12 protein-coding genes and 1 pseudogene are annotated in these 25,645 nt (G+C 71.4%); 8 read left to right on the forward strand and 5 right to left on the reverse strand.

The window, feature by feature from the left end; genetic code table 11:
* The first annotated feature begins 140 nt into the window (after positions 1 to 140).
* The 4 genes and pseudogenes from ABT078_RS00670 to ABT078_RS00685 all read left to right on the forward strand — a co-directional run bounded on the left by ABT078_RS00670 (position 141) and on the right by ABT078_RS00685 (position 11,061).
* The gene (locus ABT078_RS00670) at positions 141 to 2,684 is read left to right on the forward strand and encodes an ATP-binding protein (protein WP_351222299.1); all 2,544 of its coding nucleotides are present in this window, start codon (positions 141 to 143) and stop codon (positions 2,682 to 2,684) included.
* 238 nt (positions 2,685 to 2,922) lie between these two features.
* A pseudogene (locus ABT078_RS00675) lies at positions 2,923 to 3,408 on the forward strand (ribosome small subunit-dependent GTPase A); the annotation flags it as partial.
* 683 nt (positions 3,409 to 4,091) lie between these two features.
* Positions 4,092 to 10,319 (forward strand): RHS repeat-associated core domain-containing protein, encoded by a 6,228-nt coding sequence (locus ABT078_RS00680; protein ID WP_351222302.1) that lies wholly within the window; start codon positions 4,092 to 4,094, stop codon positions 10,317 to 10,319.
* A gap of 172 nt (positions 10,320 to 10,491) precedes the next feature.
* The gene (locus ABT078_RS00685; RefSeq protein ID WP_351222304.1) at positions 10,492 to 11,061 is read left to right on the forward strand and encodes a hypothetical protein; all 570 of its coding nucleotides are present in this window, start codon (positions 10,492 to 10,494) and stop codon (positions 11,059 to 11,061) included.
* A 117-nt stretch (positions 11,062 to 11,178) separates the two neighbouring features.
* Here the strand turns inward: ABT078_RS00685 and ABT078_RS00690 are convergent, their stop codons facing one another.
* A complete protein-coding gene (locus ABT078_RS00690) occupies positions 11,179 to 12,009 on the reverse strand; it encodes a glycoside hydrolase domain-containing protein (protein ID WP_351222306.1) in 831 nt (276 codons plus the stop codon).
* Between the two features lie 550 nt (positions 12,010 to 12,559).
* Here ABT078_RS00690 and rsgA point away from each other — a divergent pair.
* Complete coding sequence (rsgA, locus tag ABT078_RS00695) at positions 12,560 to 13,726, forward strand: ribosome small subunit-dependent GTPase A (protein WP_351222308.1); 1,167 nt, start codon at positions 12,560 to 12,562, stop codon at positions 13,724 to 13,726.
* Positions 13,727 to 14,032: 306 nt separating this feature from the next.
* Complete coding sequence (locus ABT078_RS00700) at positions 14,033 to 15,391, forward strand: DNA-3-methyladenine glycosylase 2 family protein (RefSeq protein WP_351222310.1); 1,359 nt, start codon at positions 14,033 to 14,035, stop codon at positions 15,389 to 15,391.
* Here the strand turns inward: ABT078_RS00700 and ABT078_RS00705 are convergent.
* The 4 genes from ABT078_RS00705 to ABT078_RS00720 form a co-directional block, all read right to left on the reverse strand.
* Complete coding sequence (locus tag ABT078_RS00705) at positions 15,388 to 15,765, reverse strand: PPOX class F420-dependent oxidoreductase (protein ID WP_351222312.1); 378 nt, start codon at positions 15,763 to 15,765, stop codon at positions 15,388 to 15,390. The two genes, ABT078_RS00700 and ABT078_RS00705, sit on opposite strands and share 4 nt — an antisense overlap.
* A gap of 77 nt (positions 15,766 to 15,842) precedes the next feature.
* Complete coding sequence (locus ABT078_RS00710) at positions 15,843 to 18,200, reverse strand: glycosyl hydrolase family 95 catalytic domain-containing protein (RefSeq protein WP_351222314.1); 2,358 nt, start codon at positions 18,198 to 18,200, stop codon at positions 15,843 to 15,845.
* A 215-nt stretch (positions 18,201 to 18,415) separates the two neighbouring features.
* Positions 18,416 to 18,898, reverse strand: coding sequence for a DUF456 domain-containing protein (locus ABT078_RS00715; RefSeq protein ID WP_351222316.1), 483 nt, complete (start codon positions 18,896 to 18,898; stop codon positions 18,416 to 18,418).
* Positions 18,899 to 18,971: 73 nt separating this feature from the next.
* On the reverse strand, positions 18,972 to 19,967 hold the full coding sequence (locus ABT078_RS00720; RefSeq protein WP_351222318.1) for a helix-turn-helix domain-containing protein: 996 nt from the start codon (positions 19,965 to 19,967) through the stop codon (positions 18,972 to 18,974).
* 198 nt (positions 19,968 to 20,165) lie between these two features.
* Here ABT078_RS00720 and ABT078_RS00725 point away from each other — a divergent pair, with 198 nt between their 5' ends.
* Positions 20,166 to 23,909, forward strand: a complete 3,744-nt coding sequence (locus tag ABT078_RS00725; protein ID WP_351222320.1) for a S8 family serine peptidase — start codon at positions 20,166 to 20,168, stop codon at positions 23,907 to 23,909.
* Positions 23,910 to 24,042: 133 nt separating this feature from the next.
* Complete coding sequence (locus tag ABT078_RS00730) at positions 24,043 to 25,638, forward strand: protein phosphatase 2C domain-containing protein (protein WP_351222322.1); 1,596 nt, start codon at positions 24,043 to 24,045, stop codon at positions 25,636 to 25,638.
* Positions 25,639 to 25,645: the final 7 nt, after the last annotated feature.

Consider the following 25,645-nt stretch of genomic DNA (forward strand, 5'->3'; position numbering starts at 1 on the left):
GTCAAGGGCGTCCGTGTCGTGACAGAAGAGCGGTTTCCTCTTGGGGGCCCGTTCGCCGGTCCGTGTGACAGCAGGTCGGGAGCGCGGGCAGCGCAGCGACGTCCCGATGACCCCGACCGAACGCCATCTGCTGGAGACACATGGGACGCGGCAAACTGCGGATCTACCTGGGCGCGGCACCGGGCGTCGGCAAGACGTACTCGATGCTTTCCGAGGGCCACCGCAGGGTTGAACGAGGCACCGACTGTGTCGTGGCGTTCGTGGAGCACCACGACCGGCCGCGGACCGAGGTCATGCTGCACGGCCTGGAGCAGATCCCGCGCCGGACGCTGGAGTACCGCGGCACCACTTTCACGGAGATGGACGTCGACGCGGTGCTTCGGCGCCGTCCCGCCGTCGCCCTGGTGGACGAGTTGCCGCACACGAACGTGCCGGGTTCGCGCAACGCCAAGCGCTGGCAGGACGTCGAGGAGCTCCTCGCGGCCGGCATCGACGTCGTCTCGACCGTCAACATCCAGCACCTGGAGTCGCTCGGCGATGTCGTCGAGTCGATAACGGGCGTGCGGCAGCGGGAGACCGTCCCCGACGAAGTCGTGCGCCGTGCCGACCAGATCGAGCTGGTCGACATGTCCCCGCAGGCGCTGCGCCGCCGCATGGCGCACGGCAACATCTACAAGCCGGACAAGGTCGATGCGGCCCTGTCCAACTACTTCCGGCCCGGGAACCTCACCGCTCTGCGCGAGCTGGCCCTGCTCTGGGTCGCCGACCGCGTCGACGAGTATCTGCAGGAGTACCGGACCGAACACCGGGTCTCCAGGATCTGGGGCTCTCGCGAGCGCATCGTCGTCGGACTCACCGGCGGCCCCGAGGGGCGCACTCTCCTGCGCCGTGCCGCCCGGCTCGCGGAGAAGGGCGCCGGTGGCGAGGTGCTCGCCGTCTACATCGCCCGCAGCGACGGCCTGACGTCCGCCTCCCCGAAGGAGCTGGCGGTCCAGCGCACCCTGGTCGAGGATCTCGGCGGGACCTTCCACCACGTCATCGGCGACGATGTGCCCACGGCGCTGCTGGACTTCGCGCGGGGCGTCAACGCCACCCAGATCGTGCTCGGCGTGAGCCGCCGGCGCTCCTGGCAGTACGCCTTCGGGCCCGGCGTCAGCGCGACCGTCGCCCGTGAGTCGGGGCCCGACCTCGACGTCCACATCGTCACCCACGACGAGGCGGGCCGCGGGCGTGGTCGGCCCCTGGCACAACGGGGTGCCCGGCTCGGCCGCTCCCGGATCCTCTGGGGCTGGTTCGTCGGCATCGTGGGGCCCGCCCTGCTGACCCTGCTGCTGGAGGTCGGTCCCGATCTGGGGCTTGCCAACGACGTCCTGCTGTTCCTGTCGCTGACCGTGGCCGCGGCGCTGCTCGGCGGGCTCGTCCCCGCTCTGGCGTCCGCCGGGTTCGGATCCCTGCTGCTGAACTACTACTTCACGCCACCGATCCATCGGCTGACGATCGCCGACCCGAGGAACCTCGTCGCTCTCGTCATCTTCGTGGGTGTGGCGATCTCGGTCGCCTGGGTCGTCGACATCGCGGCCCGGCGCACCCATCAGGCGGCCTGGCTGCGCGCCGAGTCGGAGATGCTGTCGTTCCTGGCCGGCAATGTGCTGCGCGGGGAGACGAGCCTGGAGGCATTGCTGGAGCGGGTGCGCGAGACGTTCGGCATGGAGTCGGTGGCCCTGCTGGAGCGTTCGAGCGACGTGGATCCCTGGGTGTGCGCGGGCAGCGTGGGACCCGCTCCCGTCGACCGCCCCGAGGCCGCCGATGTCGACATGCCCGTAGGTGACCACCTGGCGCTCGCGCTGACCGGGCGGGTGCTGCCCGCCGAGGACCGCCGCGTGCTCGGCGCCTTCGCGGCCCAGGCCGCCGTCGTCCTCGACCGCCAGCGCCTGGTCGGCGAGGCCGAGGAGGCCCGCAAGCTCGCCGAGGGCAACAAGATCCGTACGTCCCTGCTCGCGGCCGTCAGCCACGATCTGCGCACCCCGCTCGCGGCCATCAAGGCCGCGGTCAGCTCGCTCCGCTCCGACGACGTCGAGTGGTCCGAGGAGGATCAGGCCGAGCTCCTCGAGGGCATCGAGGCAGGCGCGGACCGGCTCGACAACCTGGTCGGCAACCTGCTCGACATGTCCCGGCTGGACACCGGCATCGTCATCCCCGTGATCCGCGAGACCGACCTCGACGAGGTCGTCCCCATGGCCCTCGTCGGTGTGGCGGAGGGCAGTGTCGTCCTGGACATCCCCGAGACGCTGCCGATGGTCGCCGTCGACCGCGGGCTGCTGGAGCGGGCCGTCGCCAACGTCGTCGAGAACGCCGTCAAGTACTGCCCGGACGGGGAGCGGGTCCTCGTGGCGGCGAGCGCGATCGCGGACCGTGTCGAGCTACGGGTCGTGGACCGCGGCAGCGGTGTCCCGGACGAGGCGAAGGAGCGGATCTTCGCCGCTTTCCAGCGGTACGGCGACGTCCCGCGCGGCTCCGGCGTCGGGCTCGGCCTCGCCGTCGCCCGCGGTTTCGCGGAGGCGATGGGCGGGACGCTGAGCGCGGAGGACACGCCCGGCGGGGGAATGACGATGGTGCTCACGCTGCCGCTCGCGGCAGGGCAGCGGCCCACGGGGCCCGAACTCCCGGCGACCGTCACGTCCTGACGCCTCGACGGGCTGCGGCCGACGGCCCGGATATTCGCTGGCGCGCCCGGGAGGGGCGTGACTAGGGTGTGTCCCGTTGCCGTTCGAGAAGAACCGGAGGTGAGGACATTGACGACCGTCGTTGCGCTGGGCGCTGCCCAGAACCAGAAGATCCTCGATCTCGTCTCCGTGGTCTCCGGCTGACCTTCCTCGTCACTTCACACGCCCACGACCGTGCGCGTGTGCCGGGGCCACCCTTGTGAAGGGTTACCCCTTGTCCTCCTCCCTCTCTTCCTCTTCTTCCTCTTCTTCCACTTCTTTCGCTTCTCTCTCTTCCTCGTCCGCGTCGCACCCGTTGTCCCCGTACGGTTGGGACGAGGGAATCGCCGCCGAGTTCGCTCCGTACACGGACCAGGGCCTGGTGCCCGGGCGGGTCGTACGCGTCGACCGGGGGCAGTGCGACGTGGTCACCGCGGACGGGATCGTCCGGGCCGACACCGCGTTCGTGACCCCGCACGACCCGATGCGGGTGATCTGCACCGGGGACTGGGCAGCCGTGGACGCGGACGGCAGCCCGCGCTATGTGCGCACGTATCTGCCGCGGCGTACGGCCTTCGTCCGCTCCACGTCGTCCGAGCGGTCCGAGGGGCAGATCCTCGCCGCCAACGTCGACCACGCGATCATCGCCGTCTCGCTCGCCGTCGAGCTCGACCTCGGGCGGATCGAGCGCTTCCTGGCACTGGCCTGAGAGAGCGCGAGTAATACGCAACAGTCCTCACCTGCCCGTGCCGCTCGTCCTCACGGCCGGTCACTGCCCTCATCGGTTGGGGCACCGTCGCTCTCGCCCTGCCTGCCTTTGGCTGAGAGGCAGGCACCATCTCCCCGACGAGGCCGTCGGACCGGCAGGACCCGCCTCGCCCGGCCCGACACCGAGCGGCCGCGGTGTCGACATGGTCGCGGTTCCGCCCGCCGACCGGGCGAACGCGCCGCACTCACAAGCCGACGTCATGATCTCGGGCAAATGACGCCGACACCGACTGGTCAGCGGCGTCGTTCCGACCTGCGCGGAGTCTCGCCAGGGCCGCCCGCACAGTGGCGGCGCCCGCTCACGTGCTGACGGCAGGCAACGGCGTCGCCGGACCGCTGCCGTGCTCGCCGCCGTCCTCGGCATGCGCCCCGTTGGAACGTGAGGGAAGTCATAGAGAAACTCCACCAGTTGAGCTCTGAATTGATCAACTAACGTTGATTTCATGGTCTTTTGACGCTCAGTAAGTTTCGCCTGAGCCGCAGACTTGATCATGCGGCGTGTTCATTCACGTCTTCAGAATCGGAAAATTCATGAGAAACCACGCGTTCGCGCCAAGATGGCGCGAACAGGCCTGGTGTGGAGGGCCTAGCCGGTATGTCGCCGGCTGCATAGCCCTGGCCATGGCCGTCACTCTCCTGGACGGTGCCGGCACCGCGCTGGCGGCCGAGCGCCAGGGGCAGCAGTCCGCGCCGAAGCAGTACGCGACGCAGGCGGCGGACATCCCGTCGGCCCGGATCGCCGCACGGCTTTCGGGCAAGCGGGTCGAGGTGCTGTCCGAGCGCACCGAGACCTCGACCACCTGGGTCAACGCGAACGGTTCGCTGACCACCGAGATCACCGCGGGCCCGATCCGTTTCAAGGACGAGGGCAGCGGCGACTGGCGCCCCGTCGACCTGGACCTGGTCGCCGACGGCTCGGGTGCGGTCGAGCCCAAGGCCCACCCCCGCGGTCTGCGGATCTCCGGCAAGTCCGGCACCCGCGCCCGCTCGCTGGAGGCGGCCCAAGGCGCCAAGGCCGTCGACCTGGTCACCCTCGGCGACGGTGACAAGGGCATCACCCTCCAGTGGAAGGGCGGCTTGCCCAAGCCCGAGCTGGACGGGACCCGGGCCGAGTACACCGAGGCCGTGCCGGGCGCCGATGTCATCGTCGAGGCGACGCGTACCGGCTTCGAACAGTTCGTGGAGATCAAGAAAAAGCCGGCCGAGGACGGCTTCTCCTACACCCTCCCGCTCAAGGCCAAGGGCTTGCAAGCGAAGGTGCAGGCCGACGGCAGCGTGCTGTTCACCGGCCGAAACAACAAGAAGACCGCGGTGATGCCCGCCCCGGTGATGTGGGACTCCACCGTTGATCCCGTCTCCGGCGAGCACACCCGCCGGGTCAGGGTCGGCATGAAGGTGGTCCGCAAGGGCAGCACGATCGACCTGGTCATCACTCCGGACGCGAAGTTCCTCGCCGACCCGAAGACCAAGTACCCGGTGACGGTCGACCCTTCGACGTCCGCGCTGTCCAACGTGTTCGACACGTACGTGCAGCAGGGCGAGACGGTCGACTGGTCCAACGACACCGAGCTGGACCTGGGCAACCCCGGTACGAAGAACGCCGACGGCACCTTCCGCACCGCGCGTTCGTTCATCTCGTGGAACACTGCGCCGATCGCCGACGCGCTGGTGACGGACGCGAAGCTGTCGCTGTGGAACTTCCACTCCGGCAACTACACCGGCTCGTCGTGCCCGAACCAGCCGTGGGAGGTGTGGTCCGCCGGGGCCGCGTCGACCTCCTCGCGGTGGACGGCTCAGCCAGCGTGGATCGCGGTGAAGGCCACCTCGTCGGAGACGCGGGGCAACGCCTCCTGCACCACCCAGCCGGACGGCTGGATCAACGCGAACGTCACCACGCTGGTGCAGGAGTGGGCGTCCGCGAAGGCCGCCAGGTCCCACATGGGCCTGCGCGCCTCCGACGAGAACGTCACCGGACAGTGGAAGCGCGTCAACTCCGGCAACGCCGCCGCCAATCCGCCGAAGCTGGTTGTCACCTACAACTACCGGCCGCGCACCGGCACCGACCAGCAGGCCGGCCCGCCGTTCTTCAAGGACTCCGGCGGTACGTGGTTCGTCAACACCACGACGCCGACCCTGCAGGACACCTTCGTCGACCCCAACAACGACAAGGTCAACGGCACCTTCCAGATCTTCGACAATGCCACCGGCACGCAGGTCGGGGACGTCCTGGTCTCGCCCTTCGTGGCGTCCGGGCAGCCGGCCGCAGTGAAGGTGCCCGCTGGGCTGCTGGTCAACGGCAAGACGTACAAGTTCCGCACGTCGCCGTACGACGGCCTGCACTACAACACCGGCTGGTCCGCCTACGCGTACTTCACCGTCGACACCAGTGCCCCCTCCGCGCCCACGGCGGTGACCTCCACCGACTACCCCAGCAGCTCCTGGGTCAAGGGCGTCGGCCAGAGCGGCGACTTCACCGTCACCCCGCCCTCCGGTGACCAGAACGGCATCGAATGGTCGCTGGACGGCGCGGTCTGGGAGAAGGTCCCGACCAGCGGAACCACCCCCGTGAAGATCACCCTGACGCCCGAGAAGGCCGGCACCAACGTCCTCCAGGTCCGGGCCACGGACAAGGCGGAGAACAAGTCCGACCCGATCTCGTACACCTTCCACGTCGGCCCCGGCGGCGTCACACTGCCCGACGACGGAACCCGCACCGCGGCCCGGGTGCCGCTGGCCGCGGAAGCCGAGTCGCCGAAGTTCGACGCCGTGACCTTCCAGTGGCGGCGCGGTGACGCCGACGCCTGGGCGGACATCCCGGCCGGCGACGTGACCTCCGGCGGCAGCCCTGTGGCCTCCTGGCCGCTGGCGCTCTCCGCCGGCAAGACCCCTCAGCTCACCTGGAACGCCACCTCGACCGTCGATCCCGACGGCGTCGTGCAGCTCCGCGCGCAGTTCACCGGCGGCGCTGGCGCGACTGGCGCCTCCGACCCGGTCGGCGTCGTGGTGGACCGCAACGCCGACGGCTCGGCCAGCGAGAGCATCGGCCCCGGCTCGGTGAACCTGCTGACCGGTGACCACACGCTCCCCGGCGGCGACGCCTCGTTCTTCGGCATGAGCGTCACCCGCAGCGCCTCCTCCCGTTCCCCGCAGGCCGGAGCCGCCAACGAGCAGGCCCCGATCTTCGGCAAGGAGTGGCTGTACAGCGCCGCGGCCGACCAGATCACCACGCCGTTCTCGTACCTGCACAAGACGTCGGCGACCTCGCTGAGCATCGGACTCGCCGGTGACGACAGCCAGATGCACTTCACCGCCAACGCGGCGGGCACCGGCTGGATCGCGGAGCCCGGCTCCGAGGACTACACCCTCACCGGTGGCTTCGGCGGCGACTTCACCCTGAAGAGCACCGAGGGCGGCACCACCACCTTCGTCCCCGTCGAGGTCGGCGGCACCACCTGGCGGGCCAGCACGACCTGGGTCGAGGGCGTGGACAACTCCACGACCACCACGGTCTCGGAGACGATCACGGTCGGCGAGACCAAGATCGCCCGGCCCAAGAAGATCATCGCCGGCAACTCGGCGGTGGCCAACTCCACCTGCGCCGCCGACTCCTCCGTCAAGGGCTGCCGCGTCCTGGAGTTCGTCTACGCGACCTCCACCACCGCCACGTCCACGGCGTTCGGCGACGTGAAGGACCAGGTGTCCTCGGTCAGGCTGTGGGCGACCGCCCCCGGCGGCTCGGCGTCCACCGCGACCACGGTCGCAAGCTACGCCTACGACGCCGACGGTCGGCTCCGCGAGACCTGGGACCCGCGGACCTCCCCGGCGCTGAAGACCGCCTACGACTACGACACGGCCGGACGGGTCACCTCGCTCAAGCCCGCGGGCCAGCTGCCCTGGTCGTTCACCTACGGCCAGGCGGGCTCCAGCCCCGCGTCCGGCCCCGGCATGCTGCTCAAGGTCTCCCGGGCGACGCTCACGCCGGGCAGCGCCGACCAGACCAACGGCACCGCCGTCACCAACGTCGTCTACGGAGTGCCGCTGACCGGCTCCGCGGCGCCGGAGAACCTGGGCGCCGCCGCCACGGCCTCGTGGGGCCAGTCGGACACGCCCACCGACGCCACGGCCGTCTTCCCGCCCGACCAGGTACCCGCATCCAACGACGGTTCCTCGCTCGCCGCGGGTGATTACGGCCGGGCCGGCATCCACTACTTGGACGCCAGCGGCCGCGCCGTGAACAAGGCCGAACCGGGCCACCGCCTGTCGGTCACCGAGCACGACCGCTTCGGCAACGTGGTGCGCACCCTGTCCGCAGCCAACCGCGAGCTCGCGCTCGGTGCCACGGACGCGCTCAAGGACAAGCTGACGGACCTGGGCATCGGGTCCCTGGCCTCCGCCGAGCGCGCCCAGCTGCTGTCGAACGTGTCGGTGTTCGACGCGAACGGCGAACGGGAGACCGACACCTACGGGCCGCTGCACCGCGTCACCCTGGCGGCGAACCTGACCAGCGGTACCACCACGCTGGCAGCCGCCGGCACCCAGCTGATGACGCGTCAGCACACCGTCCGGGAGTTCGACTCGGGACGTCCCACCGACGGCACCGCCGTCGTCCGTGACCAGGTCACCAAGGTCACGGTGGGCGCACAGCCCCGCTCCTGGCCCACCCTGACGGCGGACCCGCGGGTCACGACGACGGCCTACGACTGGGCCAAGGGCCAGCCGACCAGCTCCACCGTCGACCCGGGCGGCCTGGCGATCACCACGACCACCGGATACGACGCCCAGGGCCGGGTGAGCCGCGAATCGCAGCCCGCATCCGGCGGCTCGGACGCCGGTACCACGATCGTCACCTACTACACCGCGGACGGCACCGGCACCTGTGGCGGAAGGCCGGAGTGGGCGGACCAGATCTGCCGCCTCGCCCCGGCCGCCGACATCACCGGCGGCGGCTCCAACCCGGCCCAACTGCCGACCAAGGTCCTGGAGTACGGGCTGTTCGGCCAGGCCACCAAGATCATCGAGACGGCCAACGGGATCACCCGCACCACCACGACGGGCTACGACCCGGCGGGCCGGGTCACCACCCTGACCATCTCGGGCGGAGTCGGCGCCGCCGTCCCCGTGAGCACCACGGCCTTCGACGACGCCACCGGTCTCCCGATCAGCACCACCTCACCGACCGGCGGCACCATCAGCAGAACCTACGACCAGCTCGGCCGTCAGATGACGTACACCGACGCGGACGGGGGCACCACCACCACCAAGTACGACGCGCTCGACCGACCGACCACCGTCACCGACACCGTGCCGTCGACCACCACCTACACCTACGACACCGCCGTCGACCCGCGCGGTCTGCTCACCTCGATGACGGACTCCGTGGCCGGCACGTTCACCGCCCGGTACGACGAGGACGGCGAACTGGTCACCCAGGGCCTGCCCGGCGGCTACACCACGAAGGACGTCATCGACCCCGCGGGCACGACCACTGCCCGCACGGTCACCCGCAACAGCGACAACTCCGTGGTGATCGCCGACAGCGTCACCGAGACGGTGCACGGCCAAACGGCCACCCACGCCGGAACCCCGGGCGTCACCGCCTCCCAGGCGTACTTCTACGACAAGGCCGGCCGGCTGACCCAAGCGCAGGACACCGCCACCGACGCGATCTGCACCACCCGCGCCTACACCTTCGACAAGAACTCCAACCGCAAGACGCTGGCCACGGCCACCGCCGCGGTGAACGCCGACTGCACCACCTCCGGCGCCACCACCACGTCGTACACCTACGACACCGGCGACCGGCTGATCGGTACCGGCTACGTCTACGACGCGTTCGGCCGCACCACCGCCAGGCCGGGCACCACGCTGGCGTACCACGTCAACGACCTGGTGCAGCAGCAGACGGCGGGCACCGCGCGGCAGACCTGGACGCTGGACGCCGCACTCCGCTACCGGTCCTGGACCACGGAGTCCAACACCTCCGGCACCTGGACCCAGACCGGCTCCCGCCTGAACCACTACGACTCCGACGGGGACAGCCCTCGCTGGATCGTGGAGAGCACCAGCGGCGGCGCGGTCACCCGCAACGTCGTCGGCCCGGACGGCAACCTGGCGGCGACCACCGCCAAGACCGGCGGTACGGTCCTGCAACTGGCCAACCTGCACGGTGACATCACCCTGCAGCTGCCGGCCGACACAGCGGTCGCCCCGACAGTCCTGGACGCCGACGAGTTCGGCAACCCCCGGGCGGGGCAGCCGGCGACCCGCTACAACTGGCTCGGGGCGCACCAGCGCTCGTCGGAGACCGTCACCGGGCTGAAGCTCATGGGCGCCCGCCTGTACGACCCGGCCATCGGACGCTTCCTGTCCCTCGACCCGGTCCGGGGCGGCAGCGCCAACGCCTACGACTACGCCAACGCCGACCCGGTCAACCAGTTCGACCTGGACGGCCGTGTCTCGGCCTGGCGCAAGAAGTACGAGGAGGCCAAGGCCTGCTGGGCCCTGGGGAGTGGCGGCTGCGCCTTCGCGACGTGGTTGTCCGGCATCCTGCTGTGGAAGCTCCCCGGCAGCAAGTCCAAGAACAACGCCCTGCGGCACTTCATCTGGATGTCCGCGCTGACCTATTTCTTCGGCTGGCGTGCCGCCAAGCGGCTCGGCGACGCCCACGAGTACGGACAGACAAGCCGCGACTCCCAGAAGGACCAGTACAACAACCGGGTGGCGCGCAACTTCGTCGCCAGCAGTCACAACCGGTCCTTGATGCGCTACTACAACAGCCGCGGCTACCTGTTCCAGTTCCTGTACTCCGCCGGCAGCTGGCTCTATAGGCACGGGTACCTGGCCGGGTGATCCCGGGCCTGCCATGGGACGCTTCCGTCCCGTGACAGGTTGCCGGCAACCGTGTGCCGGGGTCGGTCCCCTCGTGGGGCCGGTCCCGGCACCGCCGTACGCCTCTTCTCGCTCCGACTGCTGTTGCCCCTCGTCAGACCGTGAAGCCCGCCCACGACCATCGGGAGACCCTATGCCGCCCCGGACGCACCCCACCCGGCCGCTCGCCCTGCCCGTCGCACTGCTCCTTGCCACCGCCCTGATGACCGTCGGCCTGACCGCCTGTTCCGCGCTCTCCCCGTTCAACACCTGTGACGACACCGCGGCGCGGCTGGAGAACCTGCGCTCCCAGCCGATCCTGGAATCCGTCCCGAAGGGGGCGACTGCCCCGAAGAAGCTTGCCTCGGTGTACGCGGAATGCGTCGACGACAGCGGCAGCGCATGGCTGTACGCCGAACGCGTCTACGCCTTCCCCGGCTCCCGGCAGAAGGTGGTGGACTTCTACCGCACCACCGCCAAGGCGGACGGCTGGCGCCTGCAGCACGACCCTTCAGACCCGAACACCCCCGAAACAACGGCGGGACTGTGCTTCACCAAAGGGGGGGACGGCGAAGCCCTCCTGCTGACCGTGCGGTTCACGACGGCCAGCGAGCTGAAGTTTGTCTACGGCTACGATGCCGGGCCGGAGTTCGATTCGGGCTCCGGATTCGAGATAGAGGTCGGCTCCGAGACGGACGGGGCGAAAACCGGCTGCTTCGACTGACACCCTGGGGCTTCACGAACAGGCGACAGGGCGGACCGCAGCCCGCCCTGCCCTGGGGTGACGGTGTCGGCGACGGGAGCAGGCAGGCTCGAATCGTGCCGTTCCGGAGGCTGCTGGTCAGCCGATGATGGCGACCGGGGCGTCCCAGGCGTTGCGGTCGACGGTGATGGTGTAGCCGCCGCGGGTCTCCTTGCTGTTGGCCTTGTACTGGTGGGCGCGGCTGTGGTCGGTGTACAGCTTCGGGTCCCAGGGCCAGTCCTTGGTGGTGGTCTCCTGGCCGTTCCACAGGGCGTACCAGAGGTTGCCCGGCAGGTCCGTGCGGTCCTTCGCCGTGGCGACCGCCTTGGCGCTGGAGCTGCTGAAGCCGTAGAGGCCGGCGCGGTAGGTCTTGGCGCGCAGGGTCTTGGTGAAGGACCGCACGTAGGTGAGGGTGGCGTCGTTGCACGCCTTGTCGGCGGTGTCGTACGGCTCCATGTTGAGGTAGACCGGGCTGCCGGCCTTCATGCCGAGCGCCGACGCCTTGGCGACCGCGTCGGCGGCGTTGCTCGCCCCGACCGAGGCCGCGGTGGCCGCGGTGAACCGCTCCTTGTTCTCACTCTTCTGGCAGGGCGGCTGGGCGCCGACGTACAGGGGGATGACACGCCAGCCGAGCGTGTCGACCGACTTCACCCAGGTGTTGGTCAGGTTGGGCTGGGCGCAGCCGCGGTTCTTGCCACCGATGTAGACCGCGACGCCGCCGTAGTAGGCGTCCTTCTTCCACGCCTTCATCGTGGTGAGCGAGGGGGCTGTGCAGGCGTCGAATGCCCGGCCCGTGTAGGTCTTCTGCGCCGGCCACGCCGTGGCGGCCATCGAGGTCTGCGCCGCGACCCCGGCACCGGCCACGACGACGACACCCGTCGCCGCCAGGGCTATATAACGGCCTTTTCTGGACAGCCGGTGCTTCGGCATTTCCCCACCTCATCTGAATATCTGGCTCCGGTCTCCGGAGCCGGTCCCACCCTATCCGGAGGTGGCGGGCCCGCAGCGGCTTCCGGTTCGGCGCCGTGCAGGCCAGGCCCTGTTGGAGGAGTTGGGGTGTGCGGCACCGGGACAGGGCCGTACCAAAAAGAACCCTCCAGTTGCGGTGCGCATGAGCCAAGCAGGTGTCAACCGCGCAGTGATGCGGGGCAAAGCCCATCACCGGCCTCACCCAGGACGTTGTACGCCTCGCGGTGTGAGGCCGGTTCGTCTGCTGCACGTGTCGGGTGGGCGGGGTTCCGGATTTAATCGGTGGTGCCGTGGCCTGGGGCGGGGCTATGGTGCTGCTCATCCGTTCCCGAGGGAGCGGTGTTGGTTCGTCGAGAAGAAGCAGGAGGTGAGGACATTGATGACTGTCATGGTGACGGGCGCTGCCCGCATTCAGGAGTTCATCGTTCCCACCCCTGTGGTCTCCGGCTGACACCCACTCGACTTCCGCGCGCAGAGCGCGCCGCCGGGGCCACCCTTCGAAGGGTTCCCCTTGTTCAACGCTTCGCTCCACCCGTTTTCCTCTTCTGCTGTCCAGCACCCGCTCGCCGTCTACGGTTGGGACGAGGGCTGGGAGGCCGAGTTCGCCCCGTATGCCGCCCAAGGCCTGGTCCCGGGCCGGGTCGTCCGCGTCGATCGCGGTCAGTGTGATGTGACCACCCCTGACGGCGTCGTCCGGGCCGACACCGAGTTCGTTGTTCCCCATGACCCGATGAAGGTCGTGTGCACGGGGGACTGGGTCGCCGTCGATCCCGAAGGCGGTGATCCGCGGTACGTGCGGACCCTGCTGCCTCGCCGTACCGCCTTCGTGCGCTCGACCTCATCGAAGCGTTCCGAAGGCCAGGTACTGGCCACTAACATCGATCACATCGTCATCTGTGTCTCCCTCGCGGTCGAACTCGACCTCGGGCGGATCGAGCGGTTCCTCGCACTCGCGATGTCCAGCTCCAGTGGTGATGCGCTGCTGCATAAGTCGGCACTCTCCTGGGAGAGCGGCGCGCAGCCCGTCGTCGTGCTGACCAAGGCCGACCTGGTGCCGGACGCGACCGGGAGGTCGTATCTGGTGCAGGACGTGGAGACCGTGGCGCCCGGGGTGCAGGTGCTGTCGGTGAGCTCGCTGACCGGCGAGGGCACGGAGGTGCTCGCCGCAATCGTCGCCGGCGGCACGAGCGTGCTGCTCGGGGTCTCCGGTGCGGGAAAGTCCACGCTGGCGAACGCGCTGCTCGGCGACGACGCCATGGAGGTGCAGGCCACCCGTGACGCCGACGGCAAGGGCCGCCACACGACCACCACCCGCAACCTGCTCGCCCTCCCCGGCGGCGGGGTCCTCATCGACACGCCCGGACTGCGCGGCGTCGGTCTCTGGGACGCGGCCACCGGGGTCGGCCAGGTCTTCTCGGAGATCGAGGAACTGGCGGAGAACTGCCGCTTCCACGACTGCGCCCACGAGTCCGAGCCGGGCTGCGCCGTCCGCGCCGCGATCGAGGACGGCACCCTGCCGGAACGCCGCCTGCACAGCTACCGCAAGCTGCTGCGCGAGAACCAGCGCATCGTCGCCAAGACCGACGCCCGCCTGCGGGCGGACATGCGGCGCGACTGGAAGCTGAAGCACGCGGAGGGACGCGCGGCGATGCAGGCCAAACGGGGGCATGTGCGCTGACGTCCGGGGTGCGGGCGGACCCTGGCCCCTGCCCGGAACCGGCGGCGTGAGCGTCCGGTACCGGGCAGGCGGACCCGGGTGTCCGTCCTCGAACGCCGGACGGGCTTGCTGTGCTCCACTCGCGGGGGTGCGGGCGGACCCTGGCCCCTGCCCGGAACCGGCGGCGTGAGCGTCCGGTACCGGGCAGGGGGACCCGGGTGTCCGTCCTCGAACGCCGGACGGGCTTGCTGTGCTCCACTCGCGAGACAGCGTGGTGTCCGAAAACCGCCAGAAGGTGGACCGTGCACCACCGACACTGGACGGGTGATGGACGAGGACACCCGGTACGAAGCCGTGAGCAGCCGCGACGCCCGTTTCGACGGCGAGTTCTTCTTCGCCGTCGAGACGACCGGCATCTTCTGCCGCCCGAGCTGCCCGGCAGTCACGCCCAAGCGCAGGAACGTGCGCTTCTTCCCCACTGCCGCGGCCGCCCACGGCCACGGCTTCCGGGCCTGCCGCCGCTGCCGCCCGGACGCCGTGCCCGGGTCGGCCGAATGGAACGTACGGGCCGACGTCGTGGGCCGCGCGATGCGCATGATCGCGGACGGGGTCGTCGACCGCGAAGGCGTCCCCGGGCTCGCCGGGCGGCTCGGGTACAGCGCGCGGCAGGTGCAGCGGCAGCTCAACGCCGAGCTCGGCGCGGGGCCCGTCGCACTCGCCCGTGCCCAGCGCGCGCACACCGCGCGCACGCTGCTCCAGACGACCGGACTGCCGGTGACGGAGATCGCGTTCGCGTCCGGGTTCGCGAGCGTACGGCAGTTCAACGACACGATCCGGCAGATCTATGCCCGCACGCCGACCGAGCTCCGCGCCGAGATGCGCGCCCGGCAGGCCGCGAACGCCGCCGGCATTCCGCTGCGCCTCGCCCACCGCGGCGCCTACGCCGCCCGCGAGGTCTTCGACCTGCTCGCCCGTGAAGCCGTCGAGCGGATCGAGGAGGTCGTCGGCGGACCCGGCGCCCGCACCTACCGCCGCACACTGCGGCTTCCGTACGGCGCGGGCATCGTCGCCGTCGACGAACGCTCGGACGGCCCCTGGCTGGAGGCCCGGATCCAGCTGACCGATCTGCGCGACCTGACCACCGCCGTCCAGCGGCTGCGCCGGCTCTTCGACCTCGACGCCGATCCGTACGCCGTCGCGGAACGACTGTCCGCCGACCCCCGGCTCGCCCCGCTCGTCGCCGCCCGCCCGGGTCTGCGCTCACCAGGCTCCGCCGAGCCCGAGGAGTTCGCGGTGCGGGCCGTCGTCGACCGCGAGGAGGCCGCGCGGCTCGTCGAGACGTACGGAAAGGTCCTGGACCAGCCCTGCGGCGGACTCACCCATCTCTTCCCCGAACCCGCCGCTCTCACCGGCCACCCGGTCGCAGGACCGCTCGCGACCGCCCTGGCCGACGGCCGCGTACGCCTGGACCCGGGCGCCGACCGCGACGAGGCCGAGCGCGCCCTGGTCGCCCTGCCCGGCATGTCGCCGCGCGCCGCCGCGCTGATCCGGATGCGGGCGCTCGGCGACCCGGACGTCGCCCCCGACGGCGGGGCCGACGACGAGTCCTGGCGTCCGTGGCGTTCGTACGCCGTCCGGTGTCTGGAGACTGCCGACCGCCAGGAGCGGCGCTGCGGAGTGGCCTAGGGGGAGGGCTCCTCCAGGCCCCAGCTGTGGATCTTCTGCGGGTGGATCCGGATCACCTCCTCGCTGAAGTGCGGCCCCAGTGCGTGAGGCCCCGTCAGCAGTTCCGCCTCGCCCCGGATGTCGACCCCGCGCACCCGCCACGGCCGTGTGCTCACGATGTCGTCCACGACGAGCGCGACCTTCGGGTTCGCCTGCAGATTGCGCCACTTCTTCGTCTTCCCCATGGCCAGTCCGCCGACGAGGATCGTGCCGTCGTCCTGGGGGAAGAAGCCGACCGGGTTGGCCTGCGGCTGCCCCTGGGCATCCACGGTCGCCATCCGCCCCAGCCGCTGGGTCCTGAGATACGCGCGCTCGGCCTCGCTGAATTCGGTCATGCGGTCAGCATCGCCCGCCCCGGTCGGCCGCGCATCGGCTCATCGCCCTGGTCCGCAGGACCTGCGTCCGCCGCCGGTCAGCCGGGAAGCCCCCACGGCGCCGCCGGCTCGTTCGGCGTGACCGGTCGTACCGTGAGGTCCGGGCGGTCGCCGCGGGCGGTGATGAGCGCCGAGTCGCCGCGGTCCAGCGGGATCCGTACGGTTTCGTCGCCCAGCTCCTCGTACCGGAGCGGCCGCCCCCGCCCGTCGCGTACGTCCACCGCACCCGCGATCCCATGGCGTACCACACAGGGCGCGCCCGCCTCGCTCACGAGGCGCACCCATCGCGTGGCGCCCGCCTCCCGTACCGCGCTCAGCAGGAACGCGCCCTGCGTGCGGAAGTCATGGACCGTCACGTCCCGCCACACCGCGGGGATCGCCGGGAAGACGCGGACGGTGCCGCCCCAGGACTGGCAGACCATGTCGTGCAGCGACTGCGCTGCGGAGAGCGGGGTCTCGATGACCGGGCCCGACTCCTTGTACATCGTGTTGGCCTGGATGAAGCGGCGCATCAGCTCGCCCAAGTAGGCGAGCGCGTCGTCGCCCTTGCCCAGCAGCGCCGACATCGACGCGGCGCCCGTGAACGTGTAGCCCTGCAGGGCGCCTTCGAAGCTCACCCAGTGGTCGAGCGAGGTCTCGATCAGTGCCCGCTCCTCGGGTGTGCGGCCGGTGATCTCGTACAGCGGGTAGACCGCCAGGAGATGGGAGTAGTGCCGGTGGGACTTCGCGAAGGGGACCCCGGCGCCGATCATGTAGCCGTTGGCGTCGACCGGGTAGGGCGCGAGCCTGCCGAGCACTTCCTGCCAGCGGGCGGCCAGAGGGTCGTCGAGGCCCAGCTCACGGGCCGATTCGAGGAGTGTGCGGCAGCCCCAGCGCAGCAGCATCAGGTCGTAGTTGCAGTCGGGCGCGTCGACCCCGTACTCGGGCGAGAACGTCGCCGGCAGATGCAGCCTGCCGTCCGCGCCCGGCGTCAGGAAGTGCAGGTAGTAGTTGACCGCCTTGCGCAGGAGGGGGAAGAGGGTGTCGCGGAGGATCGACTCGTCCATGGTGTGGCGGTAGGACAGCCAGACGTTGTGCAGCGCCCAGGTGAGGTTGCCGACCTCGGGGGTCGGGGGGTTCCGGCCGGGGACGCCGACTCCGTATCCGTTGCCGGTGGGGGTGTGGAAGCCGTTGCGCAGGCGCATGTCGGTCGTGCGCGGCACACCGGCCGAGTCACCGCGGTACGCGGGCGCCACCTCGGCCGTCAGCTGCTCCCTGAATTCGCCGAGCGCCCGGGTCACGGCGTCGAGTTCGAGATGGTTCGAGCCGTGGATCAGCCAGTACTCCAACTGGACATTGAGATTCCACCAGGTGGCGGGCCATGGGGTGGACTCCAGCCAGGGGCCGCACGTCGCCATGACGGGCGCGTCGCGGCGGGCTGCGGAGGCCGTCTTGTAGAGCTGGATCCAGTGGAAGCGCTGCAGCCGCGCGTCCGGCACCGACAGGAAGCTCTTGCGGTAGAAGCGCTGCCACCAGAGGCGGTGGGGGAGCGCGAGCACGTCGTACGACACCGCCGACGCGCCCCGTACGGTCTTCAGGGCGCGGTCGCGCGCCGTCGTCTTCGGAAAGGAGTGCGCGACGGAGACGTACAGCGTGCGACGCCCCTGGCCGCGGGTGGTCTCGCGCCAGGCGGTCACGTGCTGACCCCCCGCCAGCAAGGGCTGTACGGCCGCGGTCGCGTCGTCGTGCTGCTCGATCACGGCCGGGGGGTTGCCCTGGTAGCCGTCCGGCAGCGGGCGGAACGCGGCCCGCGGGCTGATCGCTTCGCCCGGACGGAAGACCCACCGGAAGCCGTGCTCGCCCTCGCTCGGTGTGACCTCGACGGCGAGCACGGAAGCGGAGGTGTGCACGAAGGCGCGCAGCCGCAGGGTGCCCGCGGTGGTGGTGAGGGTGCCGGTCAGTTCGGCGTCGCGCAGGCGCAGCCGCCAGTCGACGGCGGTGATGGTGCCGACGGGTTCGAGGGTGAAATGGCCGATGGGAAGCCGCGCGAGACCGAAGAGCGAGCCGAACTCCGGGCGATGGTCCTGCACTTCGGAGTGCTGGACGTTGAAGCGGACGGCGTTCGCGCCGAGGCCGGGCTCGGCGTAGATGCCGGAGCCGAGGTACCCGTTGCCGAGGAACGGGCCCTCGTACCAGGTCTGCGGCATCCGCTTCCAGACGAGGTCGGCGTCGTCGAGGACCGTGCGCCAGATGTCCTCGCGGGGACCGGCGGACACGGCGCCGACGGCGGCGTCCGCCTCGATCGGGACCGAGGCCGCCGCGGGCTGCGCGGGGAGGGAGGCGGCGCCGCCCACCACCAGCGCGCTGCCGACCGCCGTGCCACCGGCGAGAACGGATCTTCTGGACGGGCTGACCATGACGCCTCCCATTCATCCGAGCTATTCCTGTGACGGAAGGTAGAGAAGGGTTGGAGGGGCGTCAATGACGAGGAAGAGATCCGATGTGCTGTCGGATAGCAGAACCTGGTTCAGTCCCTGGGTCAACACCGTGGTCCACGGTCCGCATTCGGCCGAACGGTGTAGGGCGACATCTGTTTCGGGCCCTGGCTCAGCCCCTGTCCCGGGCCGCGTCCTCAGCCCCAGGCCACCGCCCCCACCCACGCACCCACGACCAGCAGACATCCGAGCAGCTCCACCAGGACGCTGGTCCCCGCAGCCCGCATCACTGTGCGCGTCGACGTCACCGCCTCGCCGGGCCCGCCGAGCCGCAGCCGCTCGCTGACGTACACCCCGCCGACGAAGCCCACCACCGTGCCGACGACCGGCAGCAGTACGAAGCCGGCCAGCGCCCCCAGACCCGCGAAGAGCGCCATCCGGGGGGTGATGCCCGCGCCGCGCATCCGGCGCGGCCCCAGCTGCCACACGACGACCTGGTTGACGAGCAGCAGCGCGGTGGCGCCGACCAGGATCCACCACGCCAGAGTGGTCTGCGCGTGCAGCGACCACCACAGCACGCCGGACCAGACGAGCCAGGTGCCCGGAACGCCCGGAACCAGCACCCCGACCAGGCCGAGCAGCATCACCATGCCGACCAGGAAGAGCTGCCACGCACTCATCTGCCAAGGGTGCAGGACCGGGATCGGCTCCGCAGGTCGCGCCGCCGCTCCTGTCCGGCGGACCGGCCGCCGGCTAGTTGCCGGCAGGGTTCCTGGCCACCCAGCCCTTCTCGTACGCGTGCCACCCCAGTTGCAGCCGCGTCGTCACCCCGGTCAGCTCCATCAGCCCCTTCACCCGCCGCTGTACGGTCCGCAGTCCCAGCTCCAGCTGCTTGGCGACGCTCGCGTCCGTCATCCCCGCCAGCAGCAGTGACAGGATCTCCAGATCGGTGGCGTCCGGGCCCGGCGCCGCGTCCTCCGTCAGCTGTGCGCCCGTACCCAGCCGCAGCGGCAGCGCGTCACGCCACACCGCCTCGAAGAGGCCCATCAGCGACTCCAGCAGCCCGCTCGCGTGCACCACCAGCGCCGAGGGCTCCGAACCGCGGCCGGTGAGCGGCACCATCGCCAGCGTCCGGTCGGCGACGACGAGTTTGGTCGGCACCCGGTCCACGACCCGGACCTGCTCGTCACGGCCGAGCGACGCCGACACCTCGGTGAGCCCGGAGGGCAGCGCCAGCACCTCGCGCTCGATGACGATGCGGTACGCGACGCCGCGCTGCGCGGCCTGCTCCTCCGCCTCGTTGTCCGTGCCCGACATCACCACCGGCTTGCCGGTCACGAGGGCGCACACCTCGTCGGTCGCACCCAGCTGAAGCTGCAGAAAACGGTGCGCCACCGCGCTCGCGCCCGTCACCACCTCGACCAGGTCGTGCACGGCGGGCTCCGTGGCCTCCGCACGGTACTCCTCCGCGAGCAGCGCCGCCGCCAACTCCGCCTGCTCCAGCTCGTGGCGCTGCTGCGTGAGCAGCGCGCCCAGCGCGACCGCGGGCGGCGCCGCCACCCAGCGGTCCGCGCCTGCCGAGGACTGCGCGGCCAGCCCGTGCCGTTCCAGCCGCCGCAGCGCGCGCTCGGTGTCCGTCTCGGGCAGCGCGAGCCGATGCGCCAGATCGGTGACCTCCGCTGCGCCGAGCGCCACCAGCGCCCGGTACGCCGACTCCTGCCGCGCGTCGAGACCTACTGCTCCCAGCACCTACGACCCCTCCCCGGACCTGTGCGTTTCCCATCTGACGTACATGATCGTGGCGGAACCCGGCCACGGCGTAAACCCGCCGCCCCCATCATCCCTGCACCACCCGCCCCTCTGCCAATGTGGCGCCACCGCAGCACCAACAGCTCCCGGACATGGGTCCTTTGGTGCCCCGTGTCCGGAAAATCACTGGGGAGAGCGATGCGTCCGATATCGCGCACGGCCCTGGGCGCGGCGACCGCCGCCGTCCTGGCCGTCACCGCGGTCGCGCCGTCCGTGGCCGCCGGGCCGCAGGACGGCCCGGCAGGCAGCAGACCGCTGACCGGAAGTCAGGCCGCCCGGGCGGCCGCGGGAGAGGCCGTCACGGTCACCCTCGTCACCGGCGACCGCGTGCTGGTGCGCGGTGCCGGCACCGCGAGTCCCGCGGCGGCCGCGCTGCCCCGCGAGGACGGGACCGTACCGCTGCTCCAGACCCGCCAGTCGGGCAAGGACCTGTACGTCTACCCCGAAGGCGCGACCGGTGCGCTGGCCGCGGGCCGGGTCGACCAGGAGCTGTTCAACGTCACCGGGCTGATCCGCCAGGGCTACGACGACGCGCACAGTGAGACCCTGCCGCTCATCGCCGTGTACGGCAACGATGTCGCGCGCTCCGCCCCCGCCACCCCGCGCGGCGCCGAGCGCTCGTTGGTGCTCCCGTCCGTCGACGGCGTCGCGCTCAAGGCGGACAAGAAGCAGACCGCCGGTTTCTGGGCCGACGTCACGAGCCCTCGCTCGCGCGCCGCCGCCGGTCTCGAGAAGCTCTGGCTCGACCGCAAGGTCCGGGCCACGCTCGACCGTTCGACCAAGCAGGTCCACGCCCCCGAGGCCTGGGCCGCCGGGTACGACGGCAAGGGCACCAAGGTCGCCGTCCTCGACACCGGCGCCGACACCGACCACCCGGACCTGAAGGGCCGGGTCGTCGCCTCCGAGAACTTCACCGACTCCCCGGACGCGGGCGACCGCCACGGCCACGGCACCCACACCCTCTCCACCGCCGGCGGCTCCGGCGCGGCGAGCGACGGCAGGAAGAAGGGCGCCGCCCCCGGCGCCGAGCTCCTCAACGGCAAGGTGCTGAACGACTACGGCGACGGCGCCGCCTCCTGGATCATCGCCGGTATGCAGTGGGCCGTCGACCAGCAGGCCGACGTCGTCTCGATGAGCCTCGGCAGCTCCGTACCGACCGACTGCACCGACCCGATGAGCGTCGCCGCCGAGGAACTCTCCCAGGGCAGGGGCACCTTGTTCGTGGTCGCCGCGGGCAACTCCGGCCCCACGCTCAACACCGTGTCCTCGCCCGGCTGTGTGCCGAGCGTCCTGACCGTCGGCGCTGTCGACCGCGACGACTCGACCGCGTACTTCTCCAGCCGCGGCCCGACGACCGGCTCGCACACCCTCAAGCCCGAGATCGCCGCTCCCGGAGTCGCCATCTCGGCCGCCGCCGCCGGCGGCCGCGGCGTGTACGCGTACCGGTCCATGTCCGGTACGTCGATGGCCACCCCGCATGTCGCGGGCGCCGCCGCGATCCTGAGGCAACGCCATCCCGAGTGGACGGCCCGGCAGATCAAGGCCGCTCTCGTCTCCTCGGCGGACTCCGGGATCCCCGGTGACGTGCGCGAGGCGGGCGCCGGCCGCCTCGACGTCAAGGCCGCCGTCGACACCACGGTCACCGGCGCCCCCGCCGTCCAGGGCGGCACCTTCAACTGGCCGCAGGACGGCAGCGACCGCACCACCGTCACGCTGCCCTACACCAACCACGGCGACATGGCGGTGAAGCTGGACCTCGCCGTCGAGAAGGTCACCGGCAACGACGGCTCACGCATCCGCTCCTCCGTCGCCCGCCTCGGACAGCGTTCCGTGACCGTCCCTGCCGGCGCCACCGCAGAGGTCCCGCTGACGCTTGACCCTTCAGCGGACCTGGCGCGCAGCCAGTACGGCGATGTCACCGGCCGGGTTCTCGCCACCGCGCGCGGTGTCACCGTCTCCACGCCGTTCTCGCTGTACGTCGAGCCGGAGACCGTCACCCTGCGCGTCAAGCTCGTCGACCGCTCCGGACAGCCCGCCGCCGGCCAGTCCTCGGTCGACGTCATCGGCACGGACACCGCCACCGGCGAGCGCCGCTTCAACGACGGTGCGGCCGACCAGCTCTATCGGCTGCGCCCCGGTTCCTACTTCCTCTCCTCCTTCGTCACAGGGCAGAACTCCGTGGCCTATCTGGGCCGCCCGCAGCTGGAGCTGACGAAGGACACGACGGTCGTCCTGGACGCCCGCAAGGCCCACCGCCTCCGGGTCGAGACCGACAGGCCGGGCGAGAACCGCGCCGGTACGCTCGCCTTCGCCCGCTCCTGGGACGACGCCTGGCTGCACGCGGGCACGCTCACCGGCGGCCGGGACATCCAGCAGTACTACGCCTCCGTCGACGGTCACGCCCGCGAAGGCGACTTCGAGTTCGGCAGCTACTGGCGCCGCTACGCCCCCCAGATCACCGAACTCGCCGTCGCCGACGGCTCCGTGCTGCACCCGCTGACCTCCGGCGTGGGCTCGGCCAACCTCGAGGGCACCGGCTCCGCGCAGCTCGTCGACGCCGGGTCGGGCACGGCGGCGGAACTCGCCGCGGCCGGGGCCGAGGGCCGCGTCGTACTGGTCCGCGTCCCCGACGGCACCACGTCGGTCGGCCAGCAGGCCCAGGCGGCCAAGGCCGCGGGCGCCGTCGCCCTGATCGCCCACCGCGCCGCCCCCGGCGCCTGGTACCCGTCCGCCGGCTTCCTCGGCGCCCCGCTGCCCGCACTCTCCGTGCCCTCCGTCGAGGCCGCCGGTCTGCTCACGCGGCTCGCCGGAGGACCGGTCACCCTGCGCTGGAAGGCCACCGCGACGAGCCCGTACGTCTACAACCTCGCCTTCCCCGAGGACGGCCCGGTCACCTCGGACCGCACCTACCGGGTCCGCGACGGCAAGCTCGCGGCGACCGAGGCGACGTACCGGGCGATGGGCGTCGCGGCCGACTACCTCGACAGCGTCTCCGCGGTCCGCCCGGCCACCGGCCAGCGGATCTACCTCGGCGGGCTCGTCGACATCGTCGCCGCGCCCGGCAAGCGCACCGAGTACCACTCGCCCGGGGACACGACCTACTCCGGAACGGTCTCCAGCAGTTTCCCCTGGGGCGAGTTCATGCTCGGCGCTCCCCGCGTCCACAAGAGCGGCGAGCGGCGCAGCGAGTCCTGGTACGGAGGCGTTGTGGCCCCGACCGCCCCGCGTGACGCGTCGGGTGAGCCGGTGCTCGCCGGCGAGCGGCAGGGCAATCTGATCGGGGTCGCGACCGCCTTCTGGGGCGACAGCGAGCACGACGGCGCGGCCGGGTCCTTCGGCGACATCGGCAACATGACGCTCGAGCGGAACGGCGAGGAGATCGGCAGCTCCCCCTACCCGTACGGGGTCTTCGAGGTCCCGGCGGACGACGCCGCGTACGAACTCACCCTGAACACCCTGAAGGTCGGGTCGCCCGCCAGGGTCTGGCAGCGCTCGACGCAGCTGTCCACGGTGTGGACGTTCCGCTCCGCTCTCGACGAAAGCGCGTACTCTCATGGCATCCCGGTCCTCTTCCCGGTGATCGGCCTTCCCGAGGACGGGCTCAAGACCCTCCCGGCGGCCGACGGCCAGAAGCTCACACTCGGGGTGTCGGGGCACGCGGGGTACACCCCGGGTGCGCTGGTCTCGGCCAAGGTGTCGTACTCGTACGACGGCGGCACGACGTGGACCGAGGCCAGAACCACGCAGCAGGGCGGCGACCGGACCGCGACCGTGGACCACGCCGGCAGGAGCGGTCAACCGGTCACCCTCAAGGCCGAGTTGACCGACGCCAACGGCAACTCCGTCACCCAGACCGTGGAGCGCGCGTACGACGTGCGCTGACCACCCGTACGTCCGCCGGGCGTCCTTCCCGTGGGGGGTTGGGCCGCCCGGCGGACTTCTTCGTGCATCCGTTCGCCGACAAAATCTCCCGTTGACCCGTTTTCGGTCGCGCCCTGCGGTGGACAATAAGGGCATGAGTCAGCAGGGGGAGAAGCCCGCCACCGCCGACGACGACTGGTGGCACCGGCTGTACGACGAGTCCACCCCGGACACCGCACCCGCCCCTTCGGCGGGTGACACACTGGACGACCGCTTCCACTCCGCGGTCGACACCGTGGGCGAGGAGCAGGAGTCCGCACCGCCACCGCCTGCACCCGGGAGCGGCCCTCGTGTCCGGTGGGAGCCGTCGTCCTCCGGGCCGCCGTCGCACCGCGCGCCGTGGGAGCCACCGGCCCCGCCCGCCCTGACCGTTCCGCCGCAGGCCACGCGGGCCGGCACGGCCCGTTCGGGCGGGAGGTCCGCCCCGGCCCCGCAGCCGGACGCGGGTACGGGCGACGCGGGTACGCGTAACGCGGCCGTGGGTGACGCAGTCGTGGGCACAGGCACGGACACGGGCCCCGCCGGGCCGTCGAGCCCACCGCCGCGGCCGTCCTCCGCACCGCCGCAGGTTTCGAGCGCACCGCCACCACCTGTGTCCGTACCGCCACCCCCCTCGGCCGTTCCGCCGCGGCCGCCCGAGGTTCCGCCGCAGCCCTCTGCGCCGCCCACCGCCGGCGCCGAGCCCGCCGTCCGGAGCGCCGCGTCCCCGCGCCCCCGCACCGAGTACGTCGGCGACCGCCCGCCCACCTACGACGCCGAGCCGACTGCGCTGCCCGTCGCACACCCCCAGGAGCTCGACGAGCTGGTCGCGGACACCGTGCTCGACGGCGCCCGGTACGGGGCGTACACCCTGCGCGCGGCTTCCGTGCGCGGGGACTCCGCGCGGTACCGGGGCGAGCCGCGACGCGACGCGCTGCTCACCGCACGCTTCGGCACGGGCGAGGGCGCGCTCGTGCTGGTGGCCGTGGCCGGCGGGGCCCGGGCAGTCGAAGGAGCGCACCGCGCCGCCGTCGACGCGACACGCTGGATCGGCGGAGCCGTCGGCCGCAGCCATGTCCGGCTCGCCGAGGACATCAGGGCCGGGCGGCGCGGTGATCTCAAGTCCGGGCTGCAGCGCCTCACCGACCGCTCCTTGGGAAAGCTGCGCGCCCGGGCGGCCGAACTGGGCGTCCCACCGCAGGAGTACACGGCGAGCCTGCGCTGCCTGCTGCTCTCCGCCGACCCCGCCTGCCGCACCCGCGTGTTCTTCGGCGTCGGCCCCGGCGGGCTCTTCCGGCTTCGCGACGGCGGCTGGCAGGACATCGAGCCGCAGGTCCCCGAGCCCTCCGCGGTGACCGGTGAGCCGGTCGTCGGCTACGGCTCCCAGCTCCCGGAGACCCCCGAGGACGACCGGCTCACCATGGACCTCGGCATCACCACGGCCCCGTCGCCGCACGTCGACGCGCCCGTACCGCCACCCGCCGAGTCCTTCCGGTTCCGCGCGTCCGTGGCCCGGCCCGGCGACACCCTCCTCCTGTGCAGCACCGGCCTCGCCGATCCGCTCCGCGGCGAACCCTCCCTGGCCGAGGAGCTGGCCCGGCGGTGGGCGGGCAACGCGCCCCCCGGCCTCGCCGCCTACCTCGCGGACACCCAGCTCAGGGTGAAGGGGTACGCCGACGACCGCACGGCCTGCGCCGTCTGGGAGGCGTAACGCGAGA

The organism is Streptomyces sp. NPDC002133 (genome assembly GCF_040296405.1).
Lineage (GTDB): Bacteria > Actinomycetota > Actinomycetes > Streptomycetales > Streptomycetaceae > Streptomyces.

Excerpts from the sequence above, each read along its gene's own strand:
- ABT078_RS00705 (WP_351222312.1), bottom strand. The coding sequence starts at position 15,765 with ATGACCGAATTCAGCGAGGCCGAGCGCGCGTATCTCAGGACCCAGCGG.
- ABT078_RS00670 (WP_351222299.1), top strand. The coding sequence starts at position 141 with ATGGGACGCGGCAAACTGCGGATCTACCTGGGCGCGGCACCGGGCGTC.
- ABT078_RS00710 (WP_351222314.1), bottom strand. The coding sequence starts at position 18,200 with ATGGTCAGCCCGTCCAGAAGATCCGTTCTCGCCGGTGGCACGGCGGTC.
- ABT078_RS00700 (WP_351222310.1), top strand. The coding sequence starts at position 14,033 with ATGGACGAGGACACCCGGTACGAAGCCGTGAGCAGCCGCGACGCCCGT.
- ABT078_RS00685 (WP_351222304.1), top strand. The coding sequence starts at position 10,492 with ATGCCGCCCCGGACGCACCCCACCCGGCCGCTCGCCCTGCCCGTCGCA.
- ABT078_RS00725 (WP_351222320.1), top strand. The coding sequence starts at position 20,166 with ATGCGTCCGATATCGCGCACGGCCCTGGGCGCGGCGACCGCCGCCGTC.
- ABT078_RS00680 (WP_351222302.1), top strand. The coding sequence starts at position 4,092 with ATGGCCGTCACTCTCCTGGACGGTGCCGGCACCGCGCTGGCGGCCGAG.
- ABT078_RS00715 (WP_351222316.1), bottom strand. The coding sequence starts at position 18,898 with ATGAGTGCGTGGCAGCTCTTCCTGGTCGGCATGGTGATGCTGCTCGGC.
- ABT078_RS00730 (WP_351222322.1), top strand. The coding sequence starts at position 24,043 with ATGAGTCAGCAGGGGGAGAAGCCCGCCACCGCCGACGACGACTGGTGG.
- ABT078_RS00690 (WP_351222306.1), bottom strand. The coding sequence starts at position 12,009 with ATGCCGAAGCACCGGCTGTCCAGAAAAGGCCGTTATATAGCCCTGGCG.